This window comes from Solimicrobium silvestre, from assembly GCF_002976435.1.
In the GTDB taxonomy this organism is placed as follows: domain Bacteria; phylum Pseudomonadota; class Gammaproteobacteria; order Burkholderiales; family Burkholderiaceae_D; genus Solimicrobium; species Solimicrobium silvestre.
Genome location: NZ_PUGF01000006.1, coordinates 169,386 through 188,268, shown reverse-complemented (window position 1 = coordinate 188,268; position 18,883 = coordinate 169,386). Strand labels below are relative to the sequence as shown.

15 protein-coding genes are annotated in these 18,883 nt (G+C 46.8%); 4 read left to right on the top strand and 11 right to left on the bottom strand.

Annotation, left to right across the window (positions count from 1 at the left end):
• The first annotated feature begins 241 nt into the window (after positions 1-241).
• From S2091_RS08555 to S2091_RS08545, 3 genes are all read left to right on the top strand, one after another.
• The gene (locus S2091_RS08555) at positions 242-1,351 is read left to right on the top strand and encodes a substrate-binding domain-containing protein (RefSeq protein ID WP_105531379.1); all 1,110 of its coding nucleotides are present in this window, start codon (positions 242-244) and stop codon (positions 1,349-1,351) included.
• Between the two features lie 245 nt (positions 1,352-1,596).
• On the top strand, positions 1,597-2,445 hold the full coding sequence (locus S2091_RS08550) for a ferritin family protein (RefSeq protein WP_105531378.1): 849 nt from the start codon (positions 1,597-1,599) through the stop codon (positions 2,443-2,445).
• A gap of 227 nt (positions 2,446-2,672) precedes the next feature.
• The gene (locus tag S2091_RS08545; RefSeq protein WP_105531377.1) at positions 2,673-3,311 is read left to right on the top strand and encodes a hypothetical protein; all 639 of its coding nucleotides are present in this window, start codon (positions 2,673-2,675) and stop codon (positions 3,309-3,311) included.
• A gap of 61 nt (positions 3,312-3,372) precedes the next feature.
• Here S2091_RS08545 and S2091_RS08540 read toward each other — a convergent pair whose 3' ends face one another.
• From S2091_RS08540 to S2091_RS08510, 7 genes are read right to left on the bottom strand one after another with little or no spacing between them, the layout of a single operon-like run.
• Positions 3,373-4,389 (bottom strand): porin, encoded by a 1,017-nt coding sequence (locus tag S2091_RS08540; protein WP_105531376.1) that lies wholly within the window; start codon positions 4,387-4,389, stop codon positions 3,373-3,375.
• A gap of 43 nt (positions 4,390-4,432) precedes the next feature.
• Complete coding sequence (locus S2091_RS08535) at positions 4,433-5,908, bottom strand: M81 family metallopeptidase (protein WP_105531375.1); 1,476 nt, start codon at positions 5,906-5,908, stop codon at positions 4,433-4,435.
• A gap of 22 nt (positions 5,909-5,930) precedes the next feature.
• Positions 5,931-6,635, bottom strand: coding sequence for an ABC transporter ATP-binding protein (locus S2091_RS08530; RefSeq protein WP_105531374.1), 705 nt, complete (start codon positions 6,633-6,635; stop codon positions 5,931-5,933).
• Positions 6,632-7,396: an ABC transporter ATP-binding protein gene (locus tag S2091_RS08525; RefSeq protein WP_105531373.1), complete on the bottom strand. Its 765-nt coding sequence runs from the start codon at positions 7,394-7,396 to the stop codon at positions 6,632-6,634. The genes S2091_RS08530 and S2091_RS08525 overlap by 4 nt, the downstream gene beginning before the upstream one ends.
• Entirely contained in the window at positions 7,393-8,391 is a 999-nt protein-coding gene (locus S2091_RS08520) for a branched-chain amino acid ABC transporter permease (protein ID WP_105531372.1), read from the bottom strand. The genes S2091_RS08525 and S2091_RS08520 overlap by 4 nt, the downstream gene beginning before the upstream one ends.
• Positions 8,392-8,403: 12 nt before the next feature.
• A complete protein-coding gene (locus S2091_RS08515) occupies positions 8,404-9,264 on the bottom strand; it encodes a branched-chain amino acid ABC transporter permease (protein ID WP_105531371.1) in 861 nt (286 codons plus the stop codon).
• Positions 9,265-9,301: 37 nt separating this feature from the next.
• A complete protein-coding gene (locus S2091_RS08510; RefSeq protein ID WP_105531422.1) occupies positions 9,302-10,498 on the bottom strand; it encodes an ABC transporter substrate-binding protein in 1,197 nt (398 codons plus the stop codon).
• A gap of 238 nt (positions 10,499-10,736) precedes the next feature.
• On the opposite strand from S2091_RS08510, the gene S2091_RS08505 reads away from it, so the two are divergent.
• Positions 10,737-12,182, top strand: a complete 1,446-nt coding sequence (locus tag S2091_RS08505) for an aminotransferase-like domain-containing protein (protein WP_105531370.1) — start codon at positions 10,737-10,739, stop codon at positions 12,180-12,182.
• Positions 12,183-12,185: 3 nt separating this feature from the next.
• On the opposite strand, the gene S2091_RS08500 is transcribed toward S2091_RS08505, so the two are convergent.
• From S2091_RS08500 to S2091_RS08485, 4 genes are all read right to left on the bottom strand, one after another.
• Entirely contained in the window at positions 12,186-12,551 is a 366-nt protein-coding gene (locus S2091_RS08500; RefSeq protein ID WP_105531369.1) for a RidA family protein, read from the bottom strand.
• A 210-nt stretch (positions 12,552-12,761) separates the two neighbouring features.
• Positions 12,762-14,249, bottom strand: coding sequence for an efflux transporter outer membrane subunit (locus S2091_RS08495; protein WP_105531368.1), 1,488 nt, complete (start codon positions 14,247-14,249; stop codon positions 12,762-12,764).
• Positions 14,249-17,344, bottom strand: coding sequence for an efflux RND transporter permease subunit (locus S2091_RS08490; protein WP_105531367.1), 3,096 nt, complete (start codon positions 17,342-17,344; stop codon positions 14,249-14,251). Before S2091_RS08490 ends, S2091_RS08495 begins: the two co-directional genes overlap by 1 nt.
• Positions 17,337-18,506, bottom strand: a complete 1,170-nt coding sequence (locus S2091_RS08485) for an efflux RND transporter periplasmic adaptor subunit (protein ID WP_105531366.1) — start codon at positions 18,504-18,506, stop codon at positions 17,337-17,339. Before S2091_RS08485 ends, S2091_RS08490 begins: the two co-directional genes overlap by 8 nt.
• Between the last annotated feature and the right edge of the window lie 377 nt (positions 18,507-18,883).

Here is an 18,883-nt window from a genome sequence, read left to right as displayed (position 1 = left end):
AGCAGTTTTTGCGCGTAAATGAGCCATTTTTTTATGGATTTTGTAATGATAATTGGATAATTGTTGTGTTGTTGATGATGGTGTATCGGCATATTACAAGTGCAAGTAGTGTGATTTTTCAGTGTTTCTTTTAAAAAATATTGTTACCAATTATGAATATCTGTAATAATCCTTGCGTTGTATCGGTGCAAAACAGCAGACGTGTTTTTGGCTTTAACTGATTATTTTTTTAAATGAAATCATGATACAAAGAAAATTCAACATTGTACTTGGCGTACTAGCGATGCTGCTTTTTGGGAGCACAGCACTCGCTCAAGAAAATGCCATGCAGGCAATGGGCAAGGCAAATGCAAAGGTGGCGAAAGCTGCTTCGCATAAAAATCATTGGGATGGTCCGACGGATGGTCCTAAACTTCAAAATAAAAAACGCGTGGTATTTATAGCTGGCGATATGGTGAATACCGTTGTTGCTGAGCTATATAAGGGCACGAAAGAAGCTGCTGCCATGGCTGGTTGGGAAGTTTTATTGATAGATTGCCGTGCAGCATGTTATCAAGGCGCGCCAGTTATTAATCAAGCGCTTGCCATGAAGCCGGATGGCATTATCTTGGCGGGAGTCGATGCACAAAGCCAGGCTAAAGGCTTAGATAAAGCGCAGGAGAAAAAAATTCCGGTGGTGGGTTGGCATGCAATAGCTAAACCTGGCCCAGTGGATGGTTTGTTTGCGAATGTGGGTAATAATCCGAGAGAGTCCGCACAAATTGCTGCGTTGTATGGGGTAACTGAAGTAAACAGCAAAATGGGTATGGTGATTTTTACCGATAACTCCACCCCGTATCTGTCCGCGAAATCGTCAGCCCTTATTGAGATCATCAAGCAATGCGATATTTGTCGGTTATTGAGTGTTGAAGAGATGCCAGTATCGGATGCTTCTGCCAAGATGCAACAAACAGTGGATGATTTAGTTAAACATTACGGTTCTAAATGGACCCATGTTATTGCAGTGAGCGATGTGTATTTTGATGTAATGGAAAAGCCAGCTATCGCTGCATTGATTGCAGGCAATAAATTAAAAGGATTGTCTGCAGGCGATGGTTCTGTTACTTCATACCAACGAATTCACGCTAATAACGTGCAAATTGGTACCGTTCCTGAGCCTGCGAATATGCAGGGTTGGCAATTGGTTGATGAGTTGAATCGCGCTTTTTCAGGTGTGGCAGCGAGTGGTTATTCGATGCCCGTGCATTTGGCAACCAATCAAAATATCCCGTTTGATGGTGGAGATAAAAATGTCTTCGAGCCTGACAATGATTATCGGAATCAATATAGAAAGTATTGGGTAGCGAAGTAAAGAATTAAGCAAAATAAGTAAGTTAGAAATTTTTACTTCTTAAAAGCACAATGGACTTGGGTTCATTGTGCTTTTTGTTTTATTCAAAGCTAGTTTCATACTGCGGTAGTAATTGGTGGGCAAACTCTGAATAATTCACAGTGAGCCAGGTTTGTTTTATGTCTGGTGCGATGTGTAGTTGAGTTCTGTTAGAATTAGGGAAATTATTCTAAATTTTGCTTTTTAATAAAGGTATTCAAGAGACTATGTTGTATCCCGAATTATTTAAATCGTTGGAACAAGTGCGCTGGAATATGGAAACTGATATTCCCTGGGATCAGTTTGACGCATCAAAATTGACTTTAGAGCAGGCTCAAACCATCAAGATGAATGCCATTACGGAGTGGTCTGCCTTGCCCGCAACGGAAATGTTTTTGCGTGACAACCGTAACGACAGTGATTTTTGCGCATTTATGTCAGTCTGGTTTTTTGAAGAGCAAAAGCATTCGCTGGTATTAATGGAGTATTTACGTCGCTTCTACCCTGAATTAGTACCAACCGAAGAAGAGCTGGATAAGGTGCGGTTTGAATTTGATCCTGCGCCACCACTAGAAACCCTGATGCTGCATTTCTGCGGTGAAATTCGTCTGAATCATTGGTATCGCTGTGCTTCAGATTGGCATACCGAACCGGTCATTAAACAAATTTATAAAATGATTAGCCAAGACGAAGCGCGTCATGGCGGTGCTTATTTGCGCTACATGAAAAAAGCATTAAATGAAGTTGGTGACGCAGCAAGCTCGGCTTTTGCCAAAATCGGTGTGTTAATGGCGTCGTCACGCCGCACTGAAAAACCGTTGCATCCAACTAATTTGCATGTGAATCAAGCCTTATTTCCACACGACACAATCCAAAGTCGTTTGCCTGATCCGGCTTGGCTGGAACGCTGGTTAGATGGACAGATTAAATTTGACGGTGTGTGGGAAAAGAAAGTGGTTGAACGGATTTTGCATAATCTGTCGCTACTATTTGAGCAAAGTTTTGCGACCGTGCAAGACTTAAATCGCTACCGTAAAGAAATTTCCTCACGGATGGCCGCTGCGGCGTTAGAGTAATTCTACGTTACAGTTCGGGACAAACTGCACTGTGAACTTCATCGCAAGTAATGATAATATGCCTGTTGGTTTTACGTAACTTCGTACAGGCTATTACTTGCGACCTTCCTTTATTCTCCAAATAAACTGATATCGCTGTAAGACTAAGAGCATTTTAAAAGATAGCCTGTTCGTTGTACCTGCACGCAGTAAATTAACAGACCCACTATTAATGAAGAGGCTTGAGCATGAAATTTTTAAAATTAACGTTCGCATTTGTGGTTGCATCAATGGTGTTAGCGGGTTGTGGCGGCTCAATTAATGCAACTATCGGCGGTACGGTATCCGGCTTATTGGCCGGTAATTCAGTAGGTTTGACTAACAACGGCACAGACGCCATCACTGTGGTTTTTAATAGTTCCGGTACTAACTTCACTTTTGATCAAAAAGTGAGCTCAGGTTCTTCTTATAATGTTGTCGTTACGACGCAACCTACCGGACTAACTTGTACTGTTGTGAACGGCTCAGGAACTGTTGCTTATAGTGGTGGGAATGTCACTGATGTCCAGGTTACTTGCTCTTCCGGCGGCACAGCTGCAAATGGCGTAGTGTCAGCCAGTATCACGGGTTTAGCGTCGGGTGCTCAATTGATCTTGCTCGACGCTGTCAATAATGTGCCGACAGATACGCTGACGGTGACAGGCACCGCAGCTACTGCGGCTGGCACCGCTTTACTACAGAATTTCCCAACCTCGTTGAGCGTAGGCTCAAATTACACCGTGTCGGTCGGCACTCAACCTACCGGACACACATGTACGGTAACTTCTGCGAGCGGAACCATTTCAAGCACCACCGCAGCGCCTTCTGCGATAGTTACTTGCCAGTAGGATTAACTGGTTAAGTAAAAAAACCGCATGCAGTAATGTTGCATGCGGTTTTTTTTACTCATTAAAAAGCATGACGCAATCCCAAAGCGATATTGTGTCCGGCATCTGCGATGCTGAGCTTGTCATGCAAATAAATAGCATAGACATCCGTACGTTTGGATAAGGGATGACGGTAGCCCAGTGCAGAACTCAGGCGATGCGTGTTGGTTGTTTTGTGGTGATTTAATGCCGTTCTGGCGCTTGATAGCATAACCGTTCCTTTTGCGACGGGCACGGCTAGTCCAAGTTGAAGATTATTGCTCTTCACCGTATCGGGCGTACTCGCGTGTAAATAGGTGGCAAATATCTTGATTGTGCTGATTTGTGACGCAGCGCCAATAAAATAGGAGGATTGTTTTTTCCCTTCAGCTTTTACGCCAGGACCATATTCAACACTCTGTAGTCCAACCTGCACAGAAACAGGGCTCTGTTCATAGCTTAATCCTGCGAACATGTTTTGTTGCCCGGTTTCTGATCTGCCATATTGTGATGCCAGCTTTACTCCATTAAATGACGGTGAAGAATACGATATCGAGTTGCTCCAGGCCGTGTCACCCACTACATTTCTGCCATAAGCGCCTATCCAGTTTTGATTCACTAAGGGAGAAAGTCGTGTCGATCCCCCGAATGGATTGGACTTGGCCGCCATGATATACATGGGATTGGTTAACCGTCCCACGCTAACTTCTCCCCATTGATCGGATAATCCAATATAGGCGCTGCGTGAAAACATCCCGTCGCCGGTGTACCGACCACCCTGTCCTGAGTCAAGCAATAAGAAACCTTCCAGGGCAAAATTGACTTTGAGCGTCGCATTGATTTTCTCGAAACCACTAAGCCCCCAAAAAGAAGTTGTCATCCCGCCGCTGTTCAGAGCTGTTGCCGCGGAAGTATTGGCTCCATTGATTTTATGCGAGCCGACATAAGCATCCAATACGCCATAAAATTTGATCGGGACTTCTTGTGCGTGCAGAGTAGTGATGAAAAAAACTGGGCCTATTACTGCGATGGCGAATATGTTTTTAGTGAACGAATTCATTTAGTCTCCTGAGCAACATTGAGTGGCAATATTTTTTATTTGCTTACATTGCATCCAGTGGATAAATTGGGCGGCGTACATGGCGATACACCAGTTGGCTGTAATCGGATGTGGTTACGCCCAGACCGGCGCATTCAATGACGTGGCGTGCCATTTCACCAAAACCGGCGCGCCAGTGCACACGGCTTTTTAAGGCGATATATGATTTTTTTAATGGATCAATGCCAAGCGAGAGCAGACAATTAATGTCATGTGGTTCAATATCTTCGGAAATAATCACGATCACGACACGGCCGGTATCCACCACCACAGTCAGTCCAGTGTTGTTCATCATGCCTTGCAACATCGGGCCGCGATTGTAAAAAATTCCGTCAGAAATTGTCTTCACGGTGGCCTCTACACTAATGGGATGGCTGCTGTCGCGTAAGGCTGGCATCGGTGTTTTTCCGCCTAACAGCAATGTCAGTTTAGTGCCAACTCCGCTGTGCGCAGCTTGCCTTGCAGCGAGTGGATCTTTAATCGCGTAGAACACCACGTTATTCAAATCTTGCCTGATAATTTCAGCTAACACCACGGTGGAATCCAAGGTGCCGCCAGAGGCGCAATTGTCACAATGATCTAGTAATACCACTGGGTATTCGATGCATAGTTTTGCTCTGACGATGGAATCGATTAACGGTTCGGAATGGTATAAAAACTGTTCGCGTACCTTCCATGCGTCATCCAATAACGTATCGCATTTTTGCCTTGCCAACTGCGCATCGTCATTGGTACAAATCACCACGCTTAAACCAGCATTGGCAATATCGGCCTGCGGAAAACCGACAAATAGGGAGCTAGCAAGCACCTTACTTTGCTCCATGGCGATGCATTGCTCCTGCAATGATTTATTCGGTTCCATATGTGTACCTTGCATTAATACATGCGGCAACATTGGCTTCATCCCCCATGCCATGACGGGTTTTATTTCACCTTTAATGGTGCGGATAATAATGTCGGCGGTACGAACGCCAGCCTCAAACATATCGATATGCGGGTAGGTGTGATAACCATTCACCACCGTTGCGTTCTTGATCAATTCATCGTACATATTGGCGTGCATATCCAGGGTGACTCCGACTGGAGTTGTCGAGTCTATTTCACGCAGGCGTTGCAGTAATCTGCCTTCGCCGTCTTCACAGGAATGGGACACCATTGCACCGTGTAAATCCAACAGAATTCCATCAAAACCACCTTGCTTGACCTGTTCCAGTATCAATGCCGAAATACGCTCATAGGCTTCATTGTCTACCGGGCCGCTCGGCCATGCGGTCGCTGCTACGGCTACCTCAATTTCTGCACCGTGCTGTTCCGCTACCTTGATAAAACCGGCCAACGAACATCCGGTGTCTCGCAATTCGTTAATGGCTTTGGTACCGGATAAGGCGTTTGGATAGCCGGGAAAAAATCGTTCAAATTTTGTAGGGACTGGTGAAAAGGTATTGGTTTCATGTTTAAACATGGCTAGTAGAAGTCGCATTTTTGTCTCTTAAAAATAGGGTTTATGCTGCAAGATTAACGCCGAGATACCGGTCTTTCACGGCATCGTCATTCAAAAATTCCTGATTGCTTGCGCAGTGCACGACGCGTCCTTGCTCAATGATGTAATGGCGGTCAGCCAGTTGAGTACACACTTCCAGATTTTGCTCAATCAACAGGATCGTCATGCCGGTTGCGTTGATCAGCTTTAACTGCGCGACGATTTCATCGACAATCACTGGTGCCAATCCCTCTACCGGCTCATCGAGCATGAGTATTTTTGGATGCGTCATCAACGCCCGTCCTATTGCCAGCATTTGTTGTTCGCCGCCGGATAAATGCCCTCCGCCGTTGTTGCGCCGTTCTTTTAATCTTGGAAAAATGCGGTAGATGTCATCCAGTTTCCATGCTGAATCTCGTTTGGCCGACATCGTTAAATTTTCTTCTACTGTGAGTAATTTAAAAATGCCGCGATGTTCTGGAACGAGACAAACGCCGCGTTCCGCAATCTTGTGAGTGGGTATACATGTGATGTCTTCACCTTCAAACATGATCTTGCCGCGTTGCGCCGGCACGACTCCTACAATACTTTTTAGCGTGGTGGTTTTTCCTGCGCCATTACGACCCAATAAGGTCACCACTTCACCTGCCGCCACATTGATGTTAATGCTTTGCAAAATATGGCTTTTGCCATAAAAACCATGTACGTCAGTGAGCGTGAGTATCATGATTTTCCTCCTGTGATCATGCTGCCCAGATAGGCGCGGCGCACCAGTTCGTTATTGCGGATTTGTTCCGGCTTGCCAGCGGCTAAGATTTGACCCTGTTGCATAACCGTGATCTGGTCTGAAATGTCCATGACGATATCCATATTGTGTTCGATCAGCAGTACCGTGTATTGAACGCGCAAACCATGGATAAATTGCTTCATTTCGGCGATGTCATCTACCCCCATTCCGGATGTCGGCTCATCCAAAAAAATGACTTTGGGTTGCCCGGCCATGGCCATGCCAACTTCCAGGCGACGTTGCTGTCCGTGTGATAATTCGCCGGCGGCGCGCTGTGAAAAATGTTGTAGTTGTAATTGTTCAATTAATTGGCTCGCAATGTCACCAGCCAGATTAAGAGACTCAACGCGTCGCCATGGATTAAGTGCCTGTGCGAAATAACGACCTTGTGCAGCGAGTCGTAGATTTTCGGTCACGCTTAAATTGGGAAACAGGTTGGTAACCTGAAACGAACGCGCCAAGCCTTTTGATACGCGCTTATACGCAGGTAAATGTGCGACTTCTTCTCCATTCAATAAAATACTGCCGGCACTGATCGGCACAGTCCCGGTCAGAGTGTGGAAGAGGGTAGTTTTACCTGCGCCATTGGGGCCGATTACTGAATGTATTGTGCCGGGCAGGATGTCGAGGGTAATGTCATTAACGGCGGTAAATTTTCCGTAGTGCTTGCTGACGTTGATGGCCTGTAGGATGGGTTTCATGAATGTTTCTCCTGTTTGGCATTGTCTGGAGCCCTATCAGGGCGAAATCGATTGGTGATTTGTTGAATCAGTGATTTTGAAAAACCGAATAAACCTTGTTGCAAATACAGGCTGATGGCGATTAATAAAAATCCCAATAACATCAACCAGCGAGGCCATAATTCAGACAGCCAGTCTCCCATCAATACATAGAACGCAGCACCCAACACCGAGGCAAATAAATTGCCGGTACCACCGATCACCGTCATGATTAAAATCGATTCGCTGATGTGATATTCAATATTGGTCAGTGGCGCAATGCCGGTCATCATGGCGTGCAGTCCACCGGCTAATCCGGTGATGGCGCCGGAGATAATAAAGGCGGCCAGTTTGAATTGGCGGATGTCGTAACCAATGGCAGTCGCACGCGCTTCATTGTCGCGGATGGAAAGTAAGGTTCGGCCAAGAACTGAATCTACTACTCGCTGCAACAGGAAAAATACCAATACAAAAATCAACGCAACAAAACTGTAGTATTGCCACGGCGTGGCGGTTGCTAACAGTTCTATGCCGAACACGGAGAGGGATGGGCGCGGAATATTTAATAGGCCATTGTCACCGCCGGTGACGCTGGTCATGGTGTAGGCTAAAAAATAAAACATCTGCGAAAACGCCAGCGTCAACATGACAAAATAAGTGCCGCGCTGGCGAATGGAAAACCAGCCAACTAACAGCGCTACCAATGCGCCAATTAACATGGTCAATAACAGCGCAAGCAAAACAGGTAATTGCCAGTGCAGCAGTGATAAACCAGTTGCATAACTACCCACTCCCAAAAAAATCCCCTGGCCGAACGACATCAGGCCGGTATAACCTAGCAATAAATTGCAGCCCAATGCGGCAAGTGAAAAAATTAATACCTCGGTAGCGAGCGTGCCGGAATCCAAGGTCAGGGGCAGAATCAATACGGTAGCAATGATGAGTAAAGTAGTACGAAAATGGATGATGTTTTTCATGAGATTTCCTTGTTAACTGGCTCGACCAAGCAGGCCATTCGGGCGCAGCAGCATCACCGCAGCCATGGCAATATAAATCGTCAGGAAAGCACCTTCCGACCAGATGGTGCTCATCAGGCTTTGCATAATGCCGACTAAAAGCCCGGCAACCAATGCGCCGCTAAAACTACCTAAGCCGCCAATCACCACCACAACAAAAGCTATTCCCAATGCTTCAATTCCCATGAACGGTTCCGCTCCACGTATCGGCGCTGCTAATGCGCCAGCCAAACCTGCTGTGAACGCGCCGAGTGCGAATACAAGGCTAAAGATGCGATTGATATTGATTCCTAATAAGGAGACCATTTCTGTCGATTCACTGCCTGCACGAACGATGGAACCAAGCCGTGTTTTTTCCAAAACCCACCAAAGTAATAAGGCCATAACAGCGGTGAAACCGATGACGAACAAGCGATAGGCGGGATAAATAAAATCACCCAAAATGACCACACCTTGTAACAACTCCGGAGGAGCAATGTTGTTACCGAGCGGCCCCCAGTACCAGATAACAGCCTCCTGTATAACCAGTGCCAGACCAACGGTGAACAAAATGTGGAAATGATGTGGCAAGGGATAAATATGGCGTAACACACATTTTTCGATTAGCCATGCGAAAGCGCCAACCAGAATTGGTGCAAGCAATAATGACCACCAAAAATCCAGCCCAAGTTGCCCCAATTCAAAACTGACATACGCTCCTAATAAAAAGAAAGCGCCATGCGAAAAATTCACAAATCGCAATAATCCAAACACGATGCTTAATCCGACACCCAGCAGAAAATACAACATACCGATACCGATGCCATTGGCAATTTGTAGCAAATAAATATTCATGGCGTCCTATTTAGTTAAGTGGTTTGAACTCAGACAGCTAAGCCATCTTGCACATGGTTTTATCGAGAGGTAGAAATGATTTTCCGAACGAAATAATGTCGACATAATCATTCTTATTGCGCATGGCGGATTTGGCTTTTCCTTTCAGCAGGTAGTAGTTTTTAATTACCTGATGGTCGCTGGCGCGAATTTCTTCCGTGCCGGTGATGCCTTCATATTTCATACCCTCAATCGCGGCGATGACTGCTTTGGGATCGGTGCTGTTGGCTTTGGTAATGGCATCCAATACAATCTTGGTTCCCATATAAATAGCGGCGAAACTGTAGTTGGGATCGATCTTTAAGTGATTGTTAACGTTGCTCACAAATTGTTTATTAAACGGCGCATCAACGCCATGCCAATACTGCACACCAAAATAAACGCCTTCGCAAATATTGGCCCCCAAGGTTTCAAATTGCTCCAGACCGGATGCCCACGCCATTAAAATTTTCATTTTATTTTTCAGGCCAAAGCTGACTGCTTGACGCAGCATGTCGGATGATTGCGAGCCAAAATTAAGCAATAAAAGCACGTCTGGTTTAGCTGCCATGGCATTAGTCAGGTAACCGCTAAATTCCTTTTCTGCCAGCGAGTGGGAACTGTTACCCACATGTTCAATACCTTTTTCTTTAAAAATGTTTTTGGCTGTTGCTAGCAAACCATCGCCAAAAACGTATTGGGGTGTGATGGTGTACCAGCGTTTGGCATTCGGAAATTGATCTAGTAAAGGGCGCACGGTTTGCTCTATTGCGCCAAAAGTGGGCACTGACCAGCGGAGTGTGGCGCGATTACATTCGTTACCCGTAATTTCATCAGCACCGGCGGCAGTAACAAAAACGCTGTTGGCCCTGGCGGCTTCTTTACCCATTGCCAAGGACTCGGAAGACAATGCGCCGCCGATAAAAAAACGGGTTCCTTTTTCGATTGAGTCTTTCACTTTACGTACTGCGGTGGCCGGCTTGCCTTCTGTGTCTATCGCTGTGTAGGAAAGCTCTTTTCCAATCACCTTGCCAGCTTGCTGAATGGCGAATTTCATTCCCATCTCAGAAAATTTGCCATTGGCTGCAAATGGGCCGGACATGGGTACCGGACAGCCAAAACGGATCGTATTAGTTTGCGCAAATATGTTGCTTGCAGGAAGTAGTCCGGGTGCGGCGAGCGCAGAAAATTTAAGAAAATCACGGCGATTAATCATGGTTGCAACTCCAGATGGGGTTAAAAAAGGTGGGCGGGCTACAGCGATGGGAAGGCTGAAGATCAGCTGGTGATTTTTCATGGTGTTGTCTCCTGATAGTTGTTTTGCCATTAAATGGCATTTATGTATATTTATTATCGCAATATATAAATGGAATTGTGAGGTACACTTTTGATTTAGTTGTAAAACTGTATTGTTATTTTGATGTCTCTGTGTTGATCACAAATAGGATCTGACTATGGCAAAACCGCATATTCTGCAATTCAGTTTGATGTTAAATCGCGCTAGTCCAGTGCGTTTGGTGGAGCAGGTGGTATTGGCGATGACGCAGTTAATTGAGCAAGGGAGATTGCGATCGGGCGAGCGTTTGCCCTCTGTGCGTCAATTTGCAGTAGAACAAAAAATGGGAATTTCTACCGTAGTAGAAGCCTATGAACAATTAGTAGCGCGTGGTTTATTGGTGGTGCGCCGAGGTGCTGGTTTCTTTGTTGCATTCCAAGGTAATGTCGCGCAATCCATGCCAACGTTTAAGGTAAGCAAACCGGTGATTGATTCGGCCTGGTTATTGTCAGAAGTGTTTGCAGATGAACGGGTGCCGAATAAAGCGGGTTGCGGCTGGTTACCGAGCAAGTGGCTTGATCATGACGGCTTGCATCAGGCTGAGCGGCGACTCATGCGCGCACCGGGAGCGCAACAAGTGGGGTATGGGCATCCTCATGGCTATCTGCCGCTGCGGCTGGTCATTGCGCAGTTTTTGGCAAACTGGTCGTTAGAGGTTGCACCGGAACAAATACTGACTACCCACGGTGCAACTCAAGCGTTAGACATCATTATTCGTACCATGACGCAGCGCGGAGACACTGTATTGATTGATGAACCTGGCTATTGTAATTTGATGGCGATGTTAAAGCTGGCAGATTTAAATGTGATCGGTGTGCCGCGTACGCCCGGCGGGATTGATGTGGAGCAGTTGGATCGTTTGGCACGGTTGCATCAGCCTAAATTATTTTTTACTGCGAGTGTGCTGCAAAATCCAACCGGTACGTCTTATACACCGGCGTGTGCTATGAAGGTATTGCAAGCGGCCGAGCGGCATCATTTTTGGGTGGTGGAAGATGATATTTTCAGGGAGCTAGGGCAAGCAACCGATCCGATGCTGGCGGCACTGGATGGTTTGCAACGGGTGATTTATGTGGGGGGATATTCGAAGACGATAGCACCGTCTTTGCGCTTGGGGTATATCGTTTGTCAGCGCGAATTAGCCAGGCAATTGGTGCATACCAAAATGGTACAAAGCCTGACCAATTCTGAAATTACCGAACGGCTGGTGCATAGCGTATTAACTGAGGGTCATCATCGGCGTCATGTAGAGCAATTGGCGTTGACATTGTTAGATGCCGGCACTCGTGTTAATGCACGGCTAACGGAGTCAGGTTTGAAGCCATTTGCTATCGCGCGCGGCGGATTGTTTTGTTGGGCTAAATTCGAGCACTCCACATTAAACGCACGCGAAATTGCTGACCGCGCCTTGCAACAAGGTATTTGGTTGGCACCTGGTGATTTTTTTCATTTCACTGCGCCACAGCATCCGTGGTTTCGTTTTAATGTGGCGTACGCGGATGTGAATGAATTAGTCGAATTTTTTACTCTGCTGGCGAAAAATGATGTGAGAAGGCAGCAATGACAGTTAGGAGTTGATTGCTGCAGTCACTTCAATCTCAACCTTATATTCCAGATTAACTAATCTGGAGCCGACCGTAGTGCGGGCTGGCGTGTGGCCTGGCACTACCCAATCATCCCAAATGGCATTCATCACAGCGTAGTCGCCAGTGGAGCCCAGATAAATACGGGCCGCAACAATATCGGTTTTAGTCGCGCCGGCTTTGGCGAGTAGTTGATCGATGTATTGCAGCACTTCACGGGTTTGGCCTGATACGTCGAGTGAGGTGTTTTGGGCGACTTGACCCGCCAGATAAATTAGCTTGGCCGTGCCTAAATCCACTACCGTCATTTCACTAAAGCGCGGTCCCATTTCATAGCGGGTGATGTTCATAGCGTCACTTTTCTTGGTAGAAGGGAGAATTCCCTTGTAGATAATGTCGTTCAGTTGAGCTCAACACGTTGCTAAATCACATCGTTACTAATGTCATCCCCGCTTGTGCGAGGATGACGATCTTGCGCACATCCCAAGTAATATATTGCCTTAAAAAAACTAAATTAGGAAATAAATCACATAAATTACCTAATAATTTCAGCTAAATCCTTAAGCTTTCGCATTCCACCAACCGCCGCCCAAAGCCTGAAACAGCGCCACAGTATCGGCATAGCGCATCGCTTGTGTCTGCACTAAAGCTAGTTTAGCTTGCTGGTAGTTTTGTTCAATAGTGAGCATGCTGCTGGGACTAATATCCCCTAAAGCCAATTGCTTTTGCGCGATGACCAACGTTTTATTGGCCGCCATTTCTGCATTTTTTGCAGCGTGTAAAGCAAGCGCATCAGCTTGAATTGCTTGCAGCGCATCGGCTACATTCTGGAAGGCCGAAATGACGGTGGAGCGGTACTGCGCTTCGGCTTGTTCGTATGCCGCTTGCGCCGCACCTTGCTTATGTTTGAGTGTGCCGCCATCAAAAATCGGTTGCACTACGGAGCCAGCCAAATTCCAAAATGTCGTGCTTGATTTAAATAAATTGGCCAATGTGTACGCAGCTGATCCGTAAGAATCGACGCCGAGCGTAATGTTCGGTAAACGGTTGGCAATGGCGACGCCAACTGCTGCGCTGGCTGACTGTAATTGCGCTTCGGCGGCCAGAATATCGGGACGATGATCTACTAACGTGGATGGTAATGTCAGTGGAATTTCGCCCGGCAACTGCAAACTGGCGAGTTCAAATTGCGCCGCGGTGCTGTCGTTAGGGAAACGACCCGCCAAGGCTTTAATCAAATCGCGTTGCTGCGCCAACTGCTTTTGCACGGGCGCGATGGCGGCTTGCGCATTCGCGACAGCGGATTCTTGCGCTGCCATATCGAGTTCACCTAATTGTCCTAATTTAAACTGACGCTGCACCATTTCCAGTATTTTCTGCTGCGCAGTCAGCACATCGTTTAACGCAGCTAATTGTGCGCGTAACGACGCTTCGGTAATAGCTGCGTTGGCAAGGTTGGACGTCAGCGTTAAATAGGCAGCTTGCAATTGATAGCTCTGCATGTCTGCTTGCGCTTGCAGCGATTCAACCTGACGTCGATTTAAGCCAAACACATCCGGCACATAGGAAATAGAAAGTTGTGCTGTGTGCAGGTTATAGATGCTGGCGTTGGATGATGCAGGGCTGGCTAATGCGCTCGCCACATGCTGGCGGGTTGGCGTAAATTGCGCAGAAAGCGTTGGGAAATAAGCGCCTTGCTGGGCGGCCACGTTTTCTTGGGCAGCACGCAAAGCGGCTTGCGCCGCTTGAATGTTAGGGCTGTTTTTTAAACTGTCCTGTATCAATTCATTGAGCGATGCAGAGTGAAATAACTCCCACCACTGCGCCGGAATATCCTGACCTGCCACAAATTTTTGCGTAACTTCGCCTTCGGGTGCTGCAGCAACATCCAATGCCTGCTCGGTATGTTGAGTAGGGAGCGCTGTGTTTGGGCGCATATAATCTGGCCCTACAGCACAGCCTGAAACGAGAGCTATACAAGCTATCGCCAGACTGATTGGAGATGGGCGAAAAAATGGACGGAATAAAGAGTTTGATTGATTTTTCATCAGCGATCCTGCCTACGGCGTATGCCCCATGATTTACCGGCAACGTACGTTTCCATCGCAAAGTAAAAGGTCGGCAAAATAAATAAAGTCAGCAAAGTGGAGACCACTAAACCACCCACCACGACGGTGGCTAAACCTCGTTGCACATCGGTGCCAACGCCGGTTGCCAATGCAGCGGGCAACATACCGATCGAAGCAACTGTGGCAGTCATTAATACCGGGCGTAACCGTTCGGTAGCGCCTTCAATCACGGTTTGGCTGAGCGATAAACCTTCGCCATGCACACGCCGGAAATTGGCTACCATAATGATCCCGTTTTGTACTGACACACCAAACAGCGCAATAAAGCCGACTGCTGTGGCAACGTTCAAGGTTTCGCCGGTGACGTGCAAGGCAATTAAGCCGCCTAAGGTGGCCAGCGGGACTACACCAAGTATCAAGAATGACTGGCGTAATTTACCAAACTGGAAGTACAGCAGCACGGCCATCATCAATAACATGACGCCAAGAATAACCACTAAACGTGCTTGTGCACGGCGCTGATTTTCAAATTGCCCAGCCCATTCCAAACGATTGTGTTGCGCATCAAATTTCACTTCTTTATCTATCCGTTGCTGTGCCTCGGCTAAGTAAGAAGTCAGATCACGGCCACGGTTATCAATCCGAATGGTAATCTGACGTTCACTGGTTTCGTGCGAAATCGTGCTTTCACCGGTTTGTAATGTAATGCTAGCCAATTGCGAAAGCGGGATTTTTGCACCGGTTGAACTGTTTAAATGCAAATTGCCAAGTGCTTCCGGGCTGTTTTTATTCGCCTTAGGAAAGCGCACGGTTAAGTTGTAGATGCGCTCACTTTGATAAATCGTCGTGACTGGTGCGCCGCCAACGCCGGTTTGAATTAAGTTGGCAATGTCATTTACATTAATGCCAAAACGTGCTGCCGCTTCACGGTTAATTTTTATAGCCATTTGCGGGATGGGTGGCTCTTGAAATAAAGAGGCCGATGCCGTGCCGCGTATGCTGCCAAGAATGTCAACAATCTGACTGGCAATGCGGCGATCTTCTTTTAAATCGCTGCCATACACGCGCAACACTAACGGGCTATGCGCTCCACCGATGGCGTCGTTGACACCATCAATAATCGGCTGACTGATTCCAATCGAAAAGCCCGGCATGTTCTTAAAGCGCTCATTCATCCGGTTAATGAGTTCGGCTTTGGATTCACCTGAAGGCCATTGGTCGTAAGGCTTCAAACCGACCGGCATTTCAATGTGAGAAGGTGTCCATGGATCTGTCGCATCATCGTTACGGCCCAGCTGTGAAATAACGTAAGACACTTCAGGAAAAGATTTGATTTCGCGACGTAATTCAGACGCCATTTCACTGGCTTTTTCCAGCGATAATCCAGTTGGCATTTGTACTTGCAACCACAGCGCACCTTCATCCAGTTCCGGCAAAAATTCACGTCCGGCAGTAGCACCTAAAATCAATACGGAAACCAAGGCGATGCTGGCAAGGATGTAGGCAATCCAAGGACGCTCTAATAAATGTCCTAACGTGGCGCGATAGCGTGCTGTCAACCAAGCGAGTGGCTTGTTATGGAAAATTTTGCGTGGCATGCGCAAGGCGGTATACGCCAGTCCAGGAATCAGCATTAATGTGCATAACAACGCGCCTAATAAAGCATAGGAAACGGTGTACGCCATAGGGGTAAATAATTTACCTTCAGCGCGCTCGAATGCAAACAGCGGTAAGTAGGCAACGATAATAATCAAGGTCGCGAAAAAGATCGGACGTGCTACTTGGCTGGAGGTTTCGAGAATATCGTTTTCGGTTAATTCTACGTGAGGGTTTTCTTCGCGCCGCCGTAAAATCGCTTCCATCACCACAATCGCACCATCGACAATAATCCCGAAGTCAATTGCGCCCAGTGAAAATAAATTGGCTGGCATTTTGGTAGCATGCATGATGATAAATACCGTCACCAGTGCAATCGGAATTGCCACTGCCGCCACAATCGCGCTGCGTGGGCTGCCTAAAAAAAGAATGAGAACAATGCAGACTAAACCGATACCTTCCAAGACCGTATGTGAAACTTTATGCACCGTCAGTTTGACCAAATCATCGCGATCAATATAAGGAACAATTTTGACATCCATCGGATCGAGTTTTTTCTTCAACTCTGCCAGTTTGCTGTGAACGCCCTGAAGTATCATCGATGGATTTTCATACTTCAGCATCAAGACGATACCTTCCAGCGTATCTGGATTATTGTCTTTACCTAAAATACCTTCACGTTCCTGATGGCCAAATTGCAGCTTGCCCAAGTCGCGCAATAATACTGGGCTGCCATTGTTTTGCGTGACAACGACGGCACCTAGATCATCTAAAGAATGAATCTGACCAATGCCGCGGATCACATAACTTTGCTCGCCACGTGAAATCCGACCACCACCTGCGTTTGCGCTATTGTTGTTAATTGCCGTGACCACATCTGCTAACGCCAGGTTATAGCGTTGCAGTTGGGTCGGGTTAAGTTCTAATTGAAACTCTTTGGTAAAACCACCGAAGTTAGCCACGTCGGCAATACCGGGAACTTGTTTTAAAGCGGGAATCACTATCCACTTTTGAATCTCGGACAGTTCCATCAAATTTTTGCTGTCGGACTCTAAGGTGTAACGATAAATTTCACCGGCAGCACCGCTAATTGGATCAAGCGATGGTTGCACGCCGGTGGGTAGGGTAACCGTGGCAATTCGTTCTAAGACACGTTGCCGAACAAAGTAATCTTCAGAGCCGTCTTTGAATACTAAGGTAATCAGCGACAAGGCAAATGTGCTGGAAGAACGCATGGTCACCAGGCCGGGCGTGTTAGAGAGTGCACGTTCTAGCGGTGCGGTGATCTGCTGTTCAATTTCTTCAGCAGCCAAGCCCGGCACTTGCGTGGTTACTTGTACGGTAACGTCACTAATGTCGGGATACGCTTCCACCGCCATATTGGTCCAGGATACATAGCCGTAAATGACGATCAGAATCGCCAGTACCCAAGCTAAATAACGGCGTCGAAAGCAAATTGAAATTAATTGATTAATCATTGATGAGTACTCCGCCACGAACAATGACGCGTTCGCCAGCGGCCAAGCCGGACAACACACTTACCTGATCGCCATCTTCGCTACCGATGGATACTGTGCGGCGTACAAATGTCCACGGAGTTGTTTCTACAAACACGGTAATGCTGTCGTTATTCATTAATAATGCCGATGTAGGAATCATTAATTTTCCAGCTTGTGCGGTAGCCAGTTTGACGTTGGCATACATATTCGGTTTTAGGCGACCATCGGTATTGCTAAAGATGATGCGCGCTTTATTACGATGCGTATCCGGTTCTAAAATGGCACTAATTGTGCTGATTTTTCCTTGCCAGGTTTCACCTGCGTAAGCGGCCAGCGTAATTTCCGCGTTTTGCCCTTTATGCAGCGTGGATACTAAACTTTCCGGCACATTCGCCGTTACCCAAACGTGATCTAAATTGGCGACCGTCATGATGGATGCTGTTGCGTCATTAATATAGGAACCTGCGCCGTTATTGAGCACGGTAACGGTACCTGAGATCGGTGTGCTAATTGTGAGTACGCGATTTTTGCTGTCTCGGTTACTGTCATTAGCGACGCCCAAAGTTTTTAAGCGTTGTTCGGCGCGATTAAACTCAGCTTGAGCCTGGTTGTGATTGCTTTTAATTTGCTCCAGGTCTTTTGCTGCATTCGCTCCTGCGCTATTGACGCCTTCGCCGCGCTGCAAAGCGCGTTGCGCCAGATCCAGCGCATCACGCGCCTTGTCCGCATCGGAATAGGCTTGTGCCAGATCGGACGAACTGATTATCGCCACGACTTGTCCGGCTTTAACAGCGTCGCCTAATTTCACTTTTAATTCGATTAAGCGGCCCGACAGTGGCGGTAAAATATTTACGGTATTAGCTGGGTCAGCTTCTACTACGCCCGGTATATCAATGCTGTGAACAGGTGAGGCGGAACTAACGGCGGCGACCACTAAACGTTTACGTAATGGTGATTCAGGCGGAACCAGTAGCTTGTCGGCTTGCACGGTAAACATCGGTACGTCGGCTTCCACCGTTTTCTTGTTTTCATTCGAGCGTGATATGCCAAAATAAAAGGAGGCGGCAATCGCTAGAATGACAATGACGGTAATAGCGAGTGTTTTTTTAGGCGTAGTTGACGCTGAGTGCTTGATTTGCATGTTGTGACTCTTTGCTGGATCTGGTTGGGTCGTAGTGTGCCGAAATTCAGATTACTCGCTTATTGACAGATTATTGACAAAAAGCGAGGTGAAACGATGGGAAATGCTGTGCTGAAGCATGATAAGTAGCATAATTGACAGGCTAATGACATGTCATTAATGCTTAACAGACTGCATGGCGGCATTTACTAACGTTATAAAAGATCAATGTGGGAAAATGCGTGAACTACTGGTGCGCACCTTCTCGTTTAATTAACAAGAAGATGGCGTGGGAATGCCGAGAAACTCGTTAATTAATTGACCGACTTGGATAAATACAACAATAACTGTCCAAAATATAAAATTCCCTGATATACAATGACGCGCAGTTTAGATGT